Below are 16891 nucleotides of genomic sequence, written 5' to 3'. Positions count from 1 at the left end.
ACGGTGACCGGCGCTGCAGGACCGGCACACGCGGGCGCTCCCGACGCCCGTACGGTGGCGGGAGACCCAGCCCCGGGCAGGACGCGGCCGGCGGCCGAACGATACGGCCATACGGCGGTGCCCCCGGGGTTCGTCCCCGGGGGCACCGCCGTATCCGTGGGTGACGGACCCGCGTCCGGATCCCCCGTCCCGCGCGCCGGCGTCAGCCGGTGTTGCGCAGGCCGGCCGCCACGCCGTTCACGGTCAGCAGCAGGGCCCGCGACAGCAGCGGGTCGGCCTCCTCCCGGGCCGCGGCCGCGTCGCGCTGGCGCTTGAGCAGGGTGACCTGGAGGTAGGAGATCGGGTCCAGGTAGGCGTCGCGGATGGAGAAGGTCTGCTTCAGCACGGGCTCGTGGTCGAGGAGTCCCGCCTCGCCGGTGACGCGCAGCACCTCCTGGACGGTGAGCTCGTGCTCGGTCCTGATGGTGTCGAAGACGTGCTTGAGCTCGTCCGGCACCAGGGTGTCGACGTAGTGCTGGGCGATGCGCAGGTCGGTCTTGGCCAGGGTCATCTCGACGTTGGAGATGAAGTTGCGGAAGAAGTGCCACTGCTCGTGCATCTCTTCCAGGACGGTGTCCAGGCCGGCCTCGCGCAGTGCCTTCAGGCCGGAGCCGACGCCGAACCAGCCGGGGACGATCTGCCGGGACTGGGTCCAGCCGAACACCCACGGGATGGCGCGCAGGCCGTCGAGGCCGGCGCCGGAGTCGGGACGGCGCGAGGGCCGGGACCCCAGGTGCAGCTCGGCGAGCTGGTCGACGGGGGTGGAGGCGAAGAAGTAGGCGGGCAGGTCGGGGTCCTCGACCAGGCGGCGGTAGGCGGCGTGGGCGGCGTCGCTGACCACGTCCATGGCGGCGTCCCAGCGGGCGAGGGCCTCGCCGGACTGGCGGGGCGCGGTGTGCAGGGCGGAGGCCTGCAGGGTCGCGGCCACCGTCAGCTCCAGGTTCTCCCGGGCCAGGGACGGGATGAGGTACTTGTCGGAGATGACCTCGCCCTGCTCGGTGACCTTGATCTCGCCCTCCAGGGTGCCCCAGGGCTGGGCGAGGATGGCGTCGTGGGAGGGGCCGCCGCCGCGGCCGACGGTGCCGCCGCGGCCGTGGAAGAGGCGCAGCCGCACACCGTAGCGGTGGGCGACGTCGCGCAGCCGGCGCTGGGCGCGGTGGATCTCCCACTGCGAGGTGGTGATGCCGCCGAACTTGGAGGAGTCGGAGTAGCCGAGCATGACCTCCTGCACGTCGCCCCGGAGCGCGACCAGGCGCCGGTAGGACGGGTCGGAGAGCATCTCCTCGAGGATGGTGTCGGCGGCCCTGAGCTCGTCGGTGGTCTCCAGCAGCGGCACGATGCCGATCTCCGCCCAGCCGGCGTGCAGGTCGAGCAGGCCGGCCTCGCGCGCGAGGACGGCGGCGGCGAAGACGTCGTCGGCGCCCTGGCACATGGAGATGATGTAGGACTCGATGACCTCGGGACCGAAGACCTCCAGCGCCCGCTTGACCGTCCGGAAGACGCCGAGGGTCTTCTCCCCGGCGGCGTCGACCGGGGCCGGGGTGGGGGCGAGGGGCCTCCTGGACCGGAGTTCCTTGGCGAGCAGCTTGGTGCGGTACTCGCGGGGCATGTCGGCGTAGCGCCAGGACTCCTCGCCGAGGCGGTCGAAGAGCTGGCCCAGGGCGTGGTGGTGGGCGTCGGCGTGTTCGCGGACGTCCATGGTGGCCAGCTGGAGGCCGAAGGCGGCGAGGGTGCGGATGATGCGGTTGAGGTGGCCGTCGGCGAAGAGGCCGCCGCGGTGCTCGCGCAGCGAGGTCTGGACGAGGGTGAGGTCCGCCAGCAGCTCGCCGGTGCCGAGGTAGTCGCGGCCCGGCTCGTGCGGGGTGCCCTTGGCGAGGCGCTGCTTGGTGTTCTCCAGCTTCTGCCGGATGCAGGTGGCCTTGAGCCGGTAGGGCTCCTCGGCGTTGAGGCGCTTGTAGCGGGGGCTGATCTCGGGCAGGCGTTCGAGGTCGGCCTGGAGTGATTCCAGCAGCTCGGGGGTGGCACCGGCGTAGCGGATGGAGTTCGACAGGAGGCCGCGCAGCTCGTCGATCATCTCCAGGGCGTCGTTGATGCCGTGCTCGTGCTGGAGGATGAGGACGTCCCAGGTGACCTCGGGGGTCACGTTGGGGTTGCCGTCGCGGTCTCCGCCGATCCAGGTGCCGAAGGTGACGGGGCGGGTGGCGTCGGGGAGCGTGACGCCGACGCGCTCCAGCTCGGCGGTGAGGTCCTCCAGGACGTCGCCGACGGCGCCGGCGTGGAGTTCGTCGAGGTAGTAGATGGCGTTGCGGGCCTCGTCGGCGGGTTCGGGGCGCACGACGCGCAGCTCGTCGGTCTGCCAGACGAGGTCGATGTTCTCGGCCAGCCGGGTGTCGTGGCGCCGGCGGTCGGAGTCGAGGACCGGCTCTTCCAGGAGCGCGGCGATGCGCCGGAGCTTGTTGAGGACCGACCGGCGCGCGGCCTCGGTGGGATGGGCGGTGAAGACCGGGCGCACGTTGAGGTGCCGGACGGTCTGGCGCAGGTGCTCGGGGTCCGCGTCCTTGAGGCGGTCGGCGGTGCGGGAGAGCAGTCCGCCCTCGGCGGCGCGCCGGGCGCGCAGCTCCCGTCCGCGGTGGACCTGCTCGGTGACGTTGGCGAGGTGGAAGTACGTGGAGAAGGCGCGGACCAGCTGGGCCGCGGTCTGCAGTTCGGTGCCGCGCAGCAGCTCGGCAGCGGCGTCGCCGTCCTCGCGGGTGAGGCGGCGGACCTTTTCCACCAGGTCCAGGAGCTCGGGCCCCTCCTGCCGGACGAGAGTCTCCCCGAGAAGGTCACCCAGTCGGCGGATGTCGGCGCGCAGCTCGGCGTTGGTGGTCGCCGTGGACACGTTCTGGTCGTCGGCACTGCTCACAGGTGCGGCTCCTTGCAGTGTTGAAGCTCGTCTGGAGGGAACCCGGAGGTCGGCTCGGGCGGCGGCTGCCGCATACGGGCGGGACATCCGGGAAGAATTCACAGCGGACCGCGCTGTCCGACCGAGTCAAGGATAGGTGCCGGTCGGGACGCGCAGGCTCTCGGGCTCTTGCCGCCGGGTGATGCGCTGCCATACTTACGACGCCGTAGGTTACGCAGGCGTAGGAACGCTCCCGCGATTCCGGCCGGACGGCAACTCCCTCAACCCTCGACCCCACAGGGGACGCCCATGACCGCAAGCTCCGACGTGATCGAAGACGCCCCGAAGACGGACACCGCGCCGATGCAGTCCGCCACGCTGGGCGGCGAGCAGAAGCGCTCGATCGAACAGATCACCCTCCTGCTCTTCATCACCGTCCCGTTCCTGGCGCTGATCGCGGCGGTGCCGCTGGCCTGGGGCTGGGGGGTGAGCTGGCTGGACCTCGGTCTGCTGGTGTTCTTCTACTTCCTCGGGTGCCACGGCATCACCATCGGTTTCCACCGTCATTTCACCCACGGTTCCTTCAAGGCCAAGCGCCCGCTGAAGATCGCACTGGCCATCGCGGGCTCGATGGCGGTCGAAGGTCCGCTGGTCCGCTGGGTCGCGGACCATCGCAAGCACCACAAGTTCTCCGACGCCGAGGGCGACCCGCACTCGCCGTGGCGGTACGGGGAGACGGTTCCGGCGCTGATGAAGGGCCTGTGGTGGGCGCACGTCGGCTGGATGTTCGACGAGGAGCAGACGCCGCAGGAGAAGTACGCCCCTGACCTGATCAAGGACCCTGCGCTGCGGGCGGTGTCCCGGCAGTTCGTGCTGTGGACGGTGGTGTCGCTGGCGCTGCCCCCGCTCGTCGGAGGACTGGTGACGATGTCGTGGTGGGGCGCGTTCACGGCGTTCTTCTGGGGTTCACTCGTCCGGGTGGGGTTGCTGCACCACGTGACCTGGTCGATCAACTCGATCTGCCATGCGGTCGGCAAGCGTCCGTTCAAGTCGCGGGACCGTTCGGGGAACGTGTGGTGGCTGGCGGTGCTGTCGTGCGGCGAGTCCTGGCACAACCTGCACCACGCCGACCCGACGTCGGCGCGGCACGGGGTGGAGCGCGGACAGCTGGACTCGTCCGCGCGGTTCATCCGCTGGTTCGAGCAGCTGGGCTGGGCGTACGACGTGCGCTGGCCGTCACGCTCGCGTATCGATTCGCGCCGCAACGATGACCAGGACGGCTCCCGACGCGGGAAGGTGACGGCCGAGGCGGCATGATTGACGCCGTGGCGACCGACTCCAGCAGCACCTCCAGCAACGACAAGCCGCGGCGTACGCGTCGCACCCGGATGACCGGTGCCGAGCGCCGCCAGCAGCTGCTGGAGATCGGTCGCACCCTCTTCGCGGCCAAGGGCTTCGAGGGCACCTCGGTGGAGGAGATCGCGGCGAAGGCCGGGGTCTCCAAGCCGGTAGTGTACGAGCACTTCGGCGGCAAGGAGGGCCTGTACGCGGTGGTGGTGGACCGGGAGATGCGGCGCCTGCTGGACATGGTGACGGGCTCACTGACCGCCGGCCACCCCCGCGAACTCCTCGAACAGGCGGCCTTCGCGCTCCTGGACTACATCGAGGAGTCCACCGACGGCTTCCGCATCCTGGTCCGGGACTCGCCGATCCCGCAGTCGACGGGCTCCTTCGCCTCGCTGATCTCCGACATCGCCACGCAGGTGGAGGACATCCTCGGGAAGGAGTTCAAGTCCCGGGGTTTCGATCCGAAACTCGCCCCCCTGTACGCGCAGGCGCTGGTCGGCATGGTGGCGCTGACCGGCCAGTGGTGGCTGGACGTGCGCCGTCCGAAGAAGGCCGAGGTGGCGGCTCACCTGGTGAACCTGGCGTGGCACGGCCTGGACGGGCTGGAGCCGAAGCCGCGGCTGATAGGGCACCGCAAGAGCTGACGACGGCGGCTTCGCCGGTGCGGCGCACCGCGGGAGGCGCCTGTTCGGTGAACTCCAGCCGGTTGCCGACAGGGTCCTCGCTGTGGAAGCGGCGCCGGTCCGGGACGGCGTCGTCCCAGGTGACGGGGGCGTTGTGGGCGGCGAGCCGGGCGGCACAGGCACCGATGTCCGACACCCGCAGCCCCGGGTGGGCCTTCTTCGCCGCCCGGAAGCCCTGCTCGACGCCCAGGTGCAGCCGCACGCCGCCGGCCCGGAACCAGCAGCCGCCGCGGGCGGCGAGCGCGGCGGGTTTGGGGATCTCCGTCATGCCGAGGACGCCGACGTAGAAGGCCCGCAGCCGTTCCTCGCAGCCCGGCGGCGCCGCGAGCTGCACATGGTCGGCGGTGATCATCACGCGGCCTTCCGGGCGACGCCGAACAGCCGGCGGAACGGCAGGACGGTGCCGTAGGGGGCGCTCGGGTAGGCCCGGCGCAGCAGGTCGCGGTACTCGGCGACGAAGGCTTCGCAGGAGGCGGGGTCGTCGGCGAGGGCGGTCAGGACCGGGCGCAGGCCGGTGCCCTTGACCCAGTCGAGGACGGGATCCTCGCCGGGCAGGATGTGCGCGTACGTCGTCTGCCACACGTCCGTCTCACAACCGGTCCGGGCGAGCGTGTCGAGGTACGTGCCGGGGGCGTGCACGAAGTCCTCGTGGCGCAGCACGTCGCCGAGGCGGTCGCGCCAGCGTGGGCTGCGGCCGAGTTCGCGCATGAGGGCGTGCAGGGGGGCGTCGATGTTGTCGGGGACCTGGAAGGCGAAGGTGCCGCCGGGGGCGAGGGCGTCGATCCAGCCGGCGAACCGGTCCAGGTGCCCGTCCACCCACTGCAGGGTGGCGTTGCTGATGATCAGGTCGTACGGCTCGGCGGGGGTCCAGGTGCGGACGTCGGCGGGGGCGAAGTCGAGGCGTCCACCGCCCGGGGTGGGTCCCTCGTGCTCGGTGACGGCGCGGTCGAGCATCGCGGGCGAGTTGTCGTAGCCGGTGACGTGGGCGTCGGGCCAGCGGTCGGCGAGGGTGGCGGTGACATGGCCCGGTCCGCAGCCGAGGTCGGCGATCCGGGGCGGCTTTCCGGGGAGTTCCGGGACGCGGGCCAGGAGATCGGCGAACGGGCGGGCGCGGTGGCCGGCGTGACGCAGGTACTGCACGGGGTCCCAGGTGGCAGCAGGCATGGGTGGGCCTCCTTCGGAGACGCGGGGCGGCTCTGGTTACCAGCCTGCACGGTAGATATCTTGACGTCAAGAGACTTCACGTCGACACAACCACTACACTGATCGCCATGGAGGACGAGGTCGATCGGCTGGTCGCAGCGTGGCGCCGGGAGCGCCCGGACCTCGACGTGGAACCGCTCGAGGTACTCAGCCGGGTGAGCAGGCTGGCCCGGCACCTGGATCGGGCACGCCGTCTGGCCTTCTCCGAGCACCAGCTGGAGCCCTGGGAGTTCGACGTGCTGACCGCGCTCCGGCGCGCGGGATCGCCCTATCAGCTCTCCCCCGGCCAGTTGCTGACCCAGACACTGGTGACGTCCGGGACGATGACCAACCGCATCGACCGCCTGACCAAGAAGGGCCTGGTGGAACGGCTTCCGGATCCCAGCGACCGGCGCGGCGTGCTGGTCCGCCTCACGAACGAGGGCCGCGACCGCGCCGACCAGGCGCTGGCCGGGCTCCTCGACCAGGAACGGGCGATCCTCGCCGAGCTCTCCCGCGCGCAGCGCGGCGAGCTGGCGGCGCTGCTACGCCAGCTGACCGCCCCGTTCGACAACATCCCCGGCTAGGTCGGCGGGTCCGACCCCGGCCCGGCGGGCGAGGGCGACCGCGGCGAGCGTGGAGTGCACACCGAGCTTGCCGAGCACGTTCTGCATATGGGTGCGGACGGTGTGCGGGGACAGGTAGAGCCGTTCGGCGACGGCCTTGCGTCCCAGCCCCGCGACCATGCACCGCAACACCTCCCGCTCCCGCGGGGTGAGCGACTGGACCAGTCGCTCGCTCTCGGTGCGGTGCCTGCGGGCCGCGGTCAGTTCCCTGAGGACCCCGGTGAGCAGCGCGGGCGGCAGATGCGTCTCGTCGCGCAGCACGCCCCGGATGACGGCGAGCAGCCGCGACAGCGAACAGTCCTTGGCGACCCATCCGCAGGCTCCGGCCTGCAGGGCCAGCGCCGCCCGGCGCGGATCGTCCTTCTCGGCGAGCACGACGGTCCGTACGGCCGGCTGGGCGCTGCGCACCCCGGCGACCAGCGAGATGCCGTCGACGAGACCGTCCTCGTTGCCCTCCTGCACCGGCACCGCGGGCCGGCCCGCTGGCACGTTGCCGCCCAGGTCGGCGTCGACCAGCGCGACGTCGTAGCGGCGGCCCTCGGCAGCCGCTCGCTCCAGACAGCGCAGCGCCGCCGGGCCACTGCCGGCCGCGGACACGTCGACATCGGGCTCGGCGGCCAGGGCGGCGGCGAGCGACTCGGCGAAGATGCGGTGGTCGTCGACGACCAGGACTCGGATACGAACCACTGACTACCCCCCACTGCTCCGGGAGAACGCCGACCGGCGCGGGCACGGCGTCCGGAGGGTCGCACCTCCGGACGGCCGCCGCCGCACCGGAATCGCTACCCCCACTTCGGGCGCCGTACCCGACTGTCTCGCCCCCTGATCAGCACCGGCCCCCACCGGTGCTGCTCACAGACTAGGGCTGCCACCGTCCTGCGGAAGGCTATTTGCAGAACTGACCGCCGGACGCGTTTATGGTGTGCCGCATGTTTCGTATCGAGGCAGAAGTGAGCAAGGAGCGGCGCGATCTGCTCCACGCGCGCCTCCGGGACACGAACACGGCGGCCTCCCCGGTCCTGCGCGCCCTGCGCGGCACCGTCGGTGCACGCGAACTCCCGCTGCACGTCTGGGCCCTCGACGGCACCGACGGCCTCTCGGGCGGCCTGGTCGGTCACACCTGGGCCACGTGGCTGCACGTGACGTACCTGTGGGTGGACGAGCGGCACCGGGGGGCGGGCCTGGGCTCGCGGCTGCTGGCGGCGGCCGAGCGGCTCGCGCGCGAGGAACGCGACTGCCGGAACGTGCGCCTGGAGACCTGGGACTTCCAGGCACCGGGCTTCTACCGGAAGCAGGGTTACGAGGTGGTGGGCATGATCGAGGACTATCCGCCGGGGGTCACGGAGTACACGCTGACGAAGCGGCTGGCCTGAGCCGAGGCGGCCGGGCGCGCCGGGTCCCGCACCGGACCCGGCGCCCCCTGCCCGCCCGCTCAGCCAAGGCGGCGGGCGCCTGCCGAGGGCACCGCCTCGAAGACGCGGGGGGCGGTGGAACCGGCCGCGGTGAAGGCCTGCTCGACGGCCCTGGTGACCGCGTCGGCGTCGGCCGCCTCGGTCAGGACGATCGCCGAACCGCCGAAGCCGCCGCCGGTCATGCGCGCGCCCAGGGCGCCGGAGGCCATCGCCGTGTCGACGACCAGGTCCAGCTCGGGGCAGGAGATGCGGAAGTCGTCGCGGAGCGAGGCGTGGCCCTCGACGAGAACCGGGCCGATGGCGCGGGTCTCGCCGGACGTCAGCAGGGACACCACCCGCTCCACGCGGTGGTTCTCGGTGACGATGTGGCGGACCAGGCGGCGCACCTCCTCCTCGTCGCCGAGGCGGGCCAGTGCCTCGTCCAGGTCGCCGTACGCCACGTCACGCAGCGCGTCGACGCCCAGGAGGGCCGCCCCCTTCTCGCATCCGGCGCGGCGCTTGCCGTACTCGCCCTCGCTGTGCGCGTGCTTGACCCGCGTGTCGACGACGAGCAGGCACATGTCCTCGGCCGCCAGGTCGAAAGGGATCTGACGCTGGGAAAGGTCCCGGGTGTCGAGGAACAGGGCGTGCCCGGCCTCGCAGCAGGCGGAGGCGGTCTGGTCCATGATGCCGACGGGCGCGCCGACGTAGACGTTCTCGGCACGCTGGCACAGGCGGGCCAGTTGCCAGCCCCTCAGGCCCAGTTCGAACAGGTCGTTCAGCGCGAGCGCCACCACCACCTCCAGCGCCGCCGACGACGACAGGCCGGCGCCGGCCGGGACGGTGGAGTCGAGGTGGATGTCAGCGCCGGTCACCGGGTGCCCGGCCGTCCGCAGAGCCCACACCACGCCTGCCGGGTACGCCGTCCAGCCGCGGTCGGACTGCGGCGCCGGATCCGCCGCCCGGAACTCGGCGACGCCGCCCTCGATGTCCGCGGAGTGCAGGCGCAGTACGCCGTCCGTACGGCGGGAGACGGCCGCGACCGCGGTGTGCGGCAGCGCGAACGGCATGACGAAGCCGTCGTTGTAGTCGGTGTGCTCGCCGATCAGGTTGACCCGGCCCGGCGCCGCCCACACCCCCTCCGGCTCGGCGCCGTACAGCTGCGCGAACCGCTCGGCGACCGCCCCTGCCACAGCCTCGCTCATGTCCCCTGACCCTTCGTCATGTCCTGTCCGCCCTGCGCGCCGTTTACCTGTGCGTGCAGGTGAACTCCCAGGCGTCGGCGACGATTCCCGCCAGGTCCGCGCGCGACGGGTTCCAGCCCAGCTTCTCGCGGGCCGCGGCGGCGGAGGCCACCAGGACCGCCGGGTCGCCGCCCCGGCGCGGGGCGACCACCTCGGGGATCGGGTGGCCGGTGACCCGGCGCGCCGTGTCGATGACCTCGCGGACGGAGAAGCCGTTGCCGTTGCCGAGGTTGCAGATCAGGTGCTCGCCGGGGCGGGCGGCCCGCAGGGCCAGCAGGTGGGCCTCGGCCAGGTCGGCGACGTGGATGTAGTCGCGGACGCAGGTGCCGTCCGGGGTCGGGTAGTCGTCGCCGAAGACGGAGACGGCGTCCCGCTTGCCCTGGGCGACCTGGAGCACCAGCGGGATCAGGTGGGACTCGGGGTCGTGGCGCTCCCCGTACGCCCCGTAGGCGCCCGCCACGTTGAAGTAGCGCAGGGAGACCGCGCCCAGCCCGTGCGCCGCCGCCTCGCCGGTGATCATGTGGTCGACGGCGAGCTTGGAGGCGCCGTACGGCGAGGTGGGCGCCGTCGGGTCGGACTCGGTGATCGGGGTGCCGGCGGGCTCGCCGTAGGTGGCGGCCGTGGAGGAGAAGACGAGGGTGCGGACGCCGGCCTCGCGCATCGCGCCGAGCAGGGCCATGGTGCCGCCGACGTTGTTGTCCCAGTACTTCTCCGGCTTCACGACGGACTCGCCGACCTGGGAGAAGGCGGCGAAGTGCAGCACGGCGTCGAAGGAGGCGTCCAGCCACTTGGCGGTGTCGCGGATGTCGCCCTCGACGAACACGGCGCCCGCCGGCACGGCCTCGCGGAAGCCGGTCGACAGGTTGTCGAGGACGACGACCTCGTGGCCGGCCTCCTGCAGGTGCTGGGCCACCACGCTGCCGACGTACCCTGCTCCGCCGGTGACCAGGTACTTGCCGCTCATGAGCTCGCTGCCTCTCGAAGTCGCTGGGCCGCGTGCTCCGGCGGCACGTCGTTGATGAACACGCTCATGCCGGACTCGGAGCCCGCGAGGTACTTCAGCTTGCCGGACGTGCGGCGGATCGTGAAAAGCTCCAGGTGGAGGGCGAAGTCGTCGCGCTTGACGCCGTCGTACTCCTCCAGGGCGCCGAACGGGGCCTGGTGCCAGGCCGCGACGTACGGCGTCGGAGACTCTCCCTCGCCGAAGATCCGGTCGAAGCGCCTCAAGAGTTCCAGGTAGACCTTGGGAAACTCTGTGCGCGCCTGCTCGTCAAGGCCGAGCAGGTCGGGCACGCGCCGTCTCGGGTAGAGGTGCACCTCGTACGGCCAGTGCGCCGCGTAGGGCACGAAGGCGGCCCAGTGTTCACCCTCCAGGACGACCCGATCGGCGGCGAGTTCCCGTTCCAGGACGGCGTCGAAGAGGTTCTCCCCGCCCGTCGCCTCCTTGTGTGCGCCCAGTCGGCGCAGCATCAGCGCGGTGCGGGGGGTGGTGAAGGGGTAGGCGTAGATCTGCCCGTGCGGGTGCTGGAGGGTGACGCCGATCTCGGCCCCCCGGTTCTCGAAACAGAAGACCTGCTCGACGGAGGGCAGATGCGACAACTCCGACGTCCGGTCGGTCCAGGCCTCCAGGACCAGCCGGGCCTGCTCCTCGTCGAGGTCGGCGAAGGAGGCGGTGTGGTCGCTGGTGAAGCAGACGACCTCGCAGCGCCCGGAGTCGCCTGCCAGGGAGGGGAAGCGGTTCTCGAAGACCACGACGTCGTACGACGCGTCCGGGATCTCGCTCATTCGCTCGCCCTCGGACGGGCACAGGGGGCACTCGTCGGCCGGCGGATGGTAGGTGCGGCTCTGCCGGTGCGAGGCGACGGCCACCGCGTCGCCGAGCAGCACGTCGCGCCGGACCTCGGACGTGGTGACGGTCCGCTCCAGCGGACGGCGGTCGGCCGCGGTCCGGACCACGCCGTCGCGAAGGTCGTAGTAGATGAGCTCACGACCGTCCGCCAGCCGGGTCGAGGTCTTCTTCACGCCGGACTCCCTATGCCCGCACCCAATCATTCAACACAAACAAACATAACAAACCACAACCCACCAGCCCTCCGGGCATCACGATCCGACCAAGCGCGCCAGCGGACGCGCTCGGGAACCGGAGCCGGAGGCGTAGATTCCGGTCCGGATCAGTTCGCGCGACGAAGCGAGTCCTCATGCACGCCCCCACACACCCGGCCGCCGACCTGGCCGCGGAGCTACGGCTCTCCACGAACTGGCTCGACTACACGATCCTCGGCATCTACTTCGCCGTGGTCCTGGGCATCGGCTTCGCCGCCCGCACGTCGGTGAGGACGACGCTCGACTTCTTCCTCTCCGGACGCTCGCTGCCCGCCTGGATCACCGGCCTGGCGTTCGTCTCGGCCAACCTCGCCGCCACCGAGATCCTCGGCATGGCCGCCAACAGCGCCCAGTACGGCGCCTACACCGTCCACTGGTACTGGATCGGCGCCATCCCCGCCATGGTCTTCCTCGGCCTGGTGATGATGCCCTTCTACTACGGCAGCAAGGTCCGCTCGGTCCCCGAGTTCCTGCTGCTGCGGTTCGACAGAGGCGCACATCTGCTGAGTTCGATCCTGTTCGGCTTCGCCGCCGTCCTGATCGCGGGCGTCAACCTCTACGCCCTCGCGATCGTCGTCGAGGCGCTGCTGGGCTGGCCGCAGTGGGTGGCCATCGTCGTCGCCGGCTTCTTCGTCCTGGCGTACATCACCCTGGGCGGCTTGTCCTCGGCGATCTACAACGAGGTGCTCCAGTTCTTCGTGATCCTCGCGGCCCTGATCCCGATCGTCGTACTCGGCCTGAAGAAGGCCGGTGGCTGGAGCGGCCTGACCGACACCCTCACCGAGGCCCACGGCGCCGACTTCACCACGGCCTGGGGCGACACCGGCATCGGCAGCGCCAACCCGCTGGGCGCGAACTGGCTGACCATCGTCCTCGGCCTCGGCTTCGTGCTGTCCTTCGGCTACTGGACGACCAACTTCGCCGAGGTGCAGCGCGCCCTGTCGGCGAAGAACCTCTCCGCGGCCCGCCGCACGCCCCTGATCGCCGCGTACCCGAAGATCTTCATCGTCTTCCTGGTGATGATCCCGGGCCTGGTCGCCGCCGCCCTGGTGCCGGACATCGGCACCGCCGGCTCCGGCCTCCAGTACAACCACGCCATCCCGTACCTGATGCAGCAGCTGCTGCCCAACGGCGTGCTCGGCATCGCCGTGACCGGACTGCTCGCCGCCTTCATGGCCGGCATGGCCGCCAACGTGTCGGCGTTCAACACCGTCTTCACCAACGACATCTGGGCGCGCTACGTCGTCCGGGACCGCGCGGACGGCTACTACGTGCGGTTCGGGCGGCTGATCACCGCGATCGGCGTCCTGGCGTCGATCGGCACCGCGTTCCTGGCGTCGTCGTTCTCCAACATCATGAGCTACCTGCAGACGCTGTTCTCCTTCTTCAACGTGCCGATGTTCGTGGTGTTCGTCGTCGGCATGTTCTGGAAACGGGCGTCCGCCAAGTCCGGCTTCTGGGGGCTGCTCGCCGGCACCGCCGCGGCGATGCTCAACTACTTCTGGATCTACAAGCAGGGAATCGTCGGCATCCCCACCGACCAGGGCGCCAACTTCGTGTCGGCCATCGTCGGCTTCGCGGCCGGCGCGGTGGTGATGTTCGCGGTGTCGCTGTTCACCGCGCCCAGACCGGCCGACGAGCTCCGGGGCCTGGTCTACGGCACGCGCTCCCCCGGCACGGCCGAACCGCCCGCCGCCGGCGACGACGCCTGGTACCGCAGGCCGGCCCTCCTGGGCTGGGGCGCGCTGATCCTTGCGGCCGCCTGCTACATCCCGTTCTCGTTCTGATCGCTGGAGGATGGAGAGACAGTGACCGAACAGCCCCCGGGCCCCGAGCACCCCCCGCATCACGGCTACACCGACGAGGACGTCCAGCGGGAGGTCGTGGACCTGGAGCACAAGTCGGCCACCGCCGCCCGCATCTTCGACCTGCGGCGCATCATCGGCGGACTGTTCGTGCTCTACGGCGTCATCGTCACGCTCACCGGGCTGACCGACTCCGACGCCGCCATCGACAAGGCCCAGGGCGTCAACATCAACCTCTGGACCGGCCTGGGCATGCTGCTGCTGGGCCTGTTCTTCCTCGCCTGGCTGAAGCTGCGGCCGGCCAAGCCTCCGCCGCCGGACGTCCCGCGGGAGCAGAAGCCCGCGGACTGAGACGGGCGCACGACCCACGTCCGGCGCGGGGTCACCCGCGCCGGCGCCGGGCGCCCGCGACCTGCCTGAGGGCGCGCATCACTGCCGGGCGCCGGCGCGGCACGGAACCGCGCGGCGTGCGCCGCTCCCGCTCGCGCCGGGGCGCGCCCCAGGCTCCACTCCGTCTTCGCGCGCCCACGGTGCACGCCCCGCACGCCCACCCCGCCACGGACGCCCGGTCGTGCGCCTCGCGCCCGCACCTGCTCCCCGCGCCGGGTGACCTCCTACGCCGGCCCCGCCCCGCGCGCCGGTCCGGCACGGTCCAGGAGCCCCGTACGCGCTGCGAGCGCTGCCGCCTCCAGGCGCGACCCCACGCCCAGTTTCATCAGCACCCGCTGCACATGCGTCCGCGCGGTGGACGGCGCGATGCCCATCCCCGCCGCGATCAGCCGGGTGTCCTCCCCGTCGGCCACCCGCACCAGCACCTCGACCTCTCTCGGCGTCAGCATCTGCAGGAGCCGCTGCCCCTCGTCATCGGGCTGGGCGGCGGGATTCAGCAGTTCGCCGAAGGCCCCCTGCAACAGCTGCGGCGCCACCGCGGCCTCCCCTGCCCTCGCCTTCATGATCGCCCGCTCCACGCCCTCTATGCGTTCGTCGTGCCGCACATAGCCCGAGGCGCCGGCGGCGAACGCCGCCGCGATGCCGCGCGGGCTGGGCACCGGGCCCAGCACCAGCACCGCCACCTGCGGACGCTCCCGCTTGATCTTCACAACGGGATCGAAGATCCCGGGCTCGGCCGGCGCCGCCGTACCCAGCAGACACACCTCCGGTGCTCGGGCGATCACCAGTTCCGCCGCCCCGGCGGCGGGCGCCGCCGCCGCGAGCACCCGGTGCCCCCGCAGCTTCAGCGCCGAGGCCAGCGCCTCGGCGAGAAGTCGGTGGTCGTCGACCACCATCAGCCGCACTCCCACAGAGAACCCCCCAGTCCCCCTCCATTTGGATGCCCACTATGGATGTCCACGGGCCACATGGACAGAGCGCCCCCCGGCGTCTCCGTCGTTCATGCTCCCGGAAGCTACACGCTGGTGAGGCATCGCGCTGCCCCTACGCGGCAGAAGTGCCCCGGATCGCCGACATTCCCCACATTCGAGGGTGATGCGCGCTAAGTGAAAGGCCTGGCCCCCGAACAGGAACGTTCCGGAGCGGTGAGGCTCATTCCTGGCCGCATCCTGGGATGCGCGGTCGACCCGTGGTCGCGACCGGACCGTTCCCGGACGGCGACGTCTGCCACCAGGGACCCACGGCACACGGGCCCCGTCCCTCTCCCGTTCCCGAGGGAAGACGGGGCGCCCGTGATGCCGTCGTCACGCGCCTTCACGCCCCCTTCACGCGCCCTGCGCCGTCCCTCTGCGAAAGGCGCGTGGCCCGGCGCGCGGGGCAGCGCGCGTCCCTACGCGTCCTCGGCGAGTTCCAGCCAGCGCGTCTCCAGTTCCTCGCGCTGCCCGGCGAGTTCGCGCAACTCGGCGTCGAGTTCGGCGACCTTCGCGAAGTCGGTGGCGTGCTCGGCGATCTGCGCGTGCAGTCGCGTCTCCTTCTCGGAGACCTTGTCGAGCTGCCGCTCGATCTTCTGGAGCTCCTTCTTGGCGGCCCGCTGGCCGGCGGAGGTCTTCTCGGCCACCGGCTTCTGCACGGCGGGCGCGGCGGACGCCGCAGCGGTCTCCTCCATCCGCTGACGCCGTTCCAGGTACTCGTCGATGCCGCGCGGCAGCATCCGCAGGGCGCCGTCGCCGAGGAGGGCGAACACGCGGTCGGTGGTGCGCTCGACGAAGAACCGGTCGTGGGAGATGACGATCATCGAGCCGGGCCAGCCGTCGAGGACGTCCTCCAACTGCGTCAGCGTCTCGATGTCCAGGTCGTTGGTGGGTTCGTCGAGGAAGAGGACGTTGGGCTCGCCCATGAGCAGGCGCAGCAGCTGGAGCCTGCGGCGCTCACCGCCGGACAGGTCACCGACCGGCGTCCACTGCTTCTCCTTGCCGAAGCCGAACGTCTCGCACAGCTGACCGGCGGTCATCTCGCGGCCCTTGCCGAGGTCGACGCGCTCGCGCACCTGCTGCACGGCCTCCAGCACCCGCCAGGCGGGGTCGAGTTCGGCGACCTCCTGTGAGAGGTAGGCCAGCTTGACCGTCCTGCCGACGGTGACGCGCCCGCCGGCCGGCTGGGTCTCGCCCTCCGAGCGGGCCGCCTCGGCCATCGCCCGCAGCAGGGAGGTCTTGCCGGCGCCGTTGACGCCGACGAGGCCGATGCGGTCGCCGGGCCCGAGTTGCCAGGTGACGTGCTTGAGCAGCACCTTGGGGCCGGCCTGGACGGTCACGTCCTCCAGGTCGAACACCGTCTTGCCGAGTCGCGAGGAGGCGAACTTCATCAGCTCGCTGCTGTCCCGGGGCGGCGGCACGTCCCTGATCAGTTCGTTGGCGGCCTCCACCCGGAAGCGCGGCTTGGACGTGCGCGCGGGTGCGCCGCGCCGCAGCCAGGCCAGCTCCTTGCGGACCAGGTTCTGCCGTTTGGCCTCCTCCGTCGCCGCGATCCGCTCGCGCTCGGCCCGGGCGAAGACGTAGTCGGAGTAGCCGCCCTCGTACTCGTGCACATCGCCGCGCTGCACGTCCCACATGCGCGTGCAGACCTGGTCCAGGAACCAGCGGTCGTGCGTGACGCAGACGAGGGCCGAACGGCGTTCCTGCAGATGCCGGGCGAGCCAGGCGATGCCCTCGACGTCGAGGTGGTTGGTCGGCTCGTCCAGGACGATCAGGTCCTGCTCCTCGATGAGGAGCTTCGCCAGCGCGATGCGGCGCCGCTCGCCACCGGAGAGCGGGCCGATGACCGTGTCCAGCCCCTTGGGGAAACCCGGCAGGTCCAGCCCGCCGAACAGGCCGGTCAGCACGTCCCGGATCCGGGCGTTGCCCGCCCACTCGTGGTCGGCCATGTCGCGGATGACCTCGTGGCGGACGGTGGCCTCCGGGTCGAGCGAGTCGTGCTGGGTCAGCACGGCCATGCGCAGCCCGCCGGAGTGCGTGACGCGCCCCGAGTCGGCCTCCTCCAGCTTGGCGAGCATCCGGATCAGGGTGGTCTTGCCGTCGCCGTTGCGGCCCACGACACCGATCCGGTCCCCTTCGGACACGCCGAGCGACACACCGTCCAGCAGGGCACGGGTGCCGTACACCTTGCTGACGTTCTCGACATTGACCAGGTTGACGGCCATT

At 71.5% G+C, this 16891-nt stretch carries 14 protein-coding genes and 1 pseudogene; 6 read left to right on the top strand and 9 right to left on the bottom strand.

The features are described from left to right. Positions 1-202: 202 nt before the first annotated feature. Entirely contained in the window at positions 203-2944 is a 2742-nt protein-coding gene (ppc, locus tag I3F54_RS14050; RefSeq protein WP_240119068.1) for a phosphoenolpyruvate carboxylase, read from the bottom strand. 288 nt (positions 2945-3232) lie between these two features. Here ppc and I3F54_RS14045 point away from each other — a divergent pair, with 288 nt between their 5' ends. Next, positions 3233-4240 carry a fatty acid desaturase gene (locus I3F54_RS14045; protein ID WP_240119067.1) on the top strand — a complete coding sequence of 336 codons (1008 nt, stop codon included), beginning with the start codon at positions 3233-3235 and terminating at the stop codon, positions 4238-4240. Then, complete coding sequence (locus tag I3F54_RS14040; protein ID WP_240119066.1) at positions 4237-4914, top strand: TetR/AcrR family transcriptional regulator; 678 nt, start codon at positions 4237-4239, stop codon at positions 4912-4914. The genes I3F54_RS14045 and I3F54_RS14040 overlap by 4 nt, the downstream gene beginning before the upstream one ends. Before the next feature lie 43 nt (positions 4915-4957). Here the strand turns inward: I3F54_RS14040 and I3F54_RS14035 are convergent. Both I3F54_RS14035 and I3F54_RS14030 read right to left on the bottom strand, forming a co-directional pair. Further along, positions 4958-5305: pseudogene (locus I3F54_RS14035) on the bottom strand (VOC family protein); the annotation flags it as partial. Then, positions 5305-6117, bottom strand: a complete 813-nt coding sequence (locus I3F54_RS14030; protein ID WP_240119065.1) for a trans-aconitate 2-methyltransferase — start codon at positions 6115-6117, stop codon at positions 5305-5307. The gene I3F54_RS14030 and the pseudogene I3F54_RS14035, both read right to left, overlap by 1 nt. 107 nt (positions 6118-6224) lie before the next feature. Between I3F54_RS14030 and tamR the strand changes: the two genes are divergently transcribed. Continuing rightward, complete coding sequence (gene tamR, locus I3F54_RS14025) at positions 6225-6722, top strand: MarR family transcriptional regulator TamR (protein ID WP_240119064.1); 498 nt, start codon at positions 6225-6227, stop codon at positions 6720-6722. Here tamR and I3F54_RS14020 read toward each other — a convergent pair. Next, positions 6681-7448: a response regulator transcription factor gene (locus tag I3F54_RS14020; RefSeq protein WP_240119063.1), complete on the bottom strand. Its 768-nt coding sequence runs from the start codon at positions 7446-7448 to the stop codon at positions 6681-6683. The two genes, tamR and I3F54_RS14020, sit on opposite strands and share 42 nt — an antisense overlap. Before the next feature lie 230 nt (positions 7449-7678). Here I3F54_RS14020 and I3F54_RS14015 point away from each other — a divergent pair, with 230 nt between their 5' ends. After that, positions 7679-8134: an N-acetyltransferase gene (locus I3F54_RS14015; protein WP_240119062.1), complete on the top strand. Its 456-nt coding sequence runs from the start codon at positions 7679-7681 to the stop codon at positions 8132-8134. 59 nt (positions 8135-8193) lie between these two features. On the opposite strand, the gene galK is transcribed toward I3F54_RS14015, so the two are convergent. From galK to galT, 3 genes are read right to left on the bottom strand one after another with little or no spacing between them, the layout of a single operon-like run. Further along, positions 8194-9357, bottom strand: a complete 1164-nt coding sequence (gene galK, locus I3F54_RS14010; RefSeq protein ID WP_240119061.1) for a galactokinase — start codon at positions 9355-9357, stop codon at positions 8194-8196. 43 nt (positions 9358-9400) lie between these two features. After that, positions 9401-10360, bottom strand: a complete 960-nt coding sequence (gene galE / locus I3F54_RS14005; protein WP_240119060.1) for a UDP-glucose 4-epimerase GalE — start codon at positions 10358-10360, stop codon at positions 9401-9403. Then, positions 10357-11418 carry a galactose-1-phosphate uridylyltransferase gene (gene galT, locus I3F54_RS14000; RefSeq protein ID WP_240119059.1) on the bottom strand — a complete coding sequence of 354 codons (1062 nt, stop codon included), beginning with the start codon at positions 11416-11418 and terminating at the stop codon, positions 10357-10359. Before galT ends, galE begins: the two co-directional genes overlap by 4 nt. Positions 11419-11594: 176 nt before the next feature. Between galT and I3F54_RS13995 the strand changes: the two genes are divergently transcribed. After that, on the top strand, positions 11595-13286 hold the full coding sequence (locus tag I3F54_RS13995; RefSeq protein WP_240119058.1) for a sodium:solute symporter family protein: 1692 nt from the start codon (positions 11595-11597) through the stop codon (positions 13284-13286). Between the two features lie 21 nt (positions 13287-13307). Continuing rightward, positions 13308-13655, top strand: coding sequence for a hypothetical protein (locus tag I3F54_RS13990; RefSeq protein WP_240119057.1), 348 nt, complete (start codon positions 13308-13310; stop codon positions 13653-13655). A gap of 263 nt (positions 13656-13918) precedes the next feature. On the opposite strand, the gene I3F54_RS13985 is transcribed toward I3F54_RS13990, so the two are convergent. Both I3F54_RS13985 and I3F54_RS13980 read right to left on the bottom strand, forming a co-directional pair. Next, complete coding sequence (locus I3F54_RS13985) at positions 13919-14605, bottom strand: response regulator transcription factor (protein ID WP_240119056.1); 687 nt, start codon at positions 14603-14605, stop codon at positions 13919-13921. 479 nt (positions 14606-15084) lie between these two features. Beyond that, a complete protein-coding gene (locus I3F54_RS13980; RefSeq protein WP_240119055.1) occupies positions 15085-16890 on the bottom strand; it encodes an ABC-F family ATP-binding cassette domain-containing protein in 1806 nt (601 codons plus the stop codon). Between the last annotated feature and the right edge of the window lies 1 nt (position 16891).

The organism is Streptomyces sp. MUM 2J, assembly GCF_022414535.1.
In the GTDB taxonomy this organism is placed as follows: Bacteria; Actinomycetota; Actinomycetes; order Streptomycetales; family Streptomycetaceae; genus Streptomyces.
Note: the sequence above shows the minus strand (reverse complement) of the source record. Positions and strands in the feature narration are given on the sequence as shown.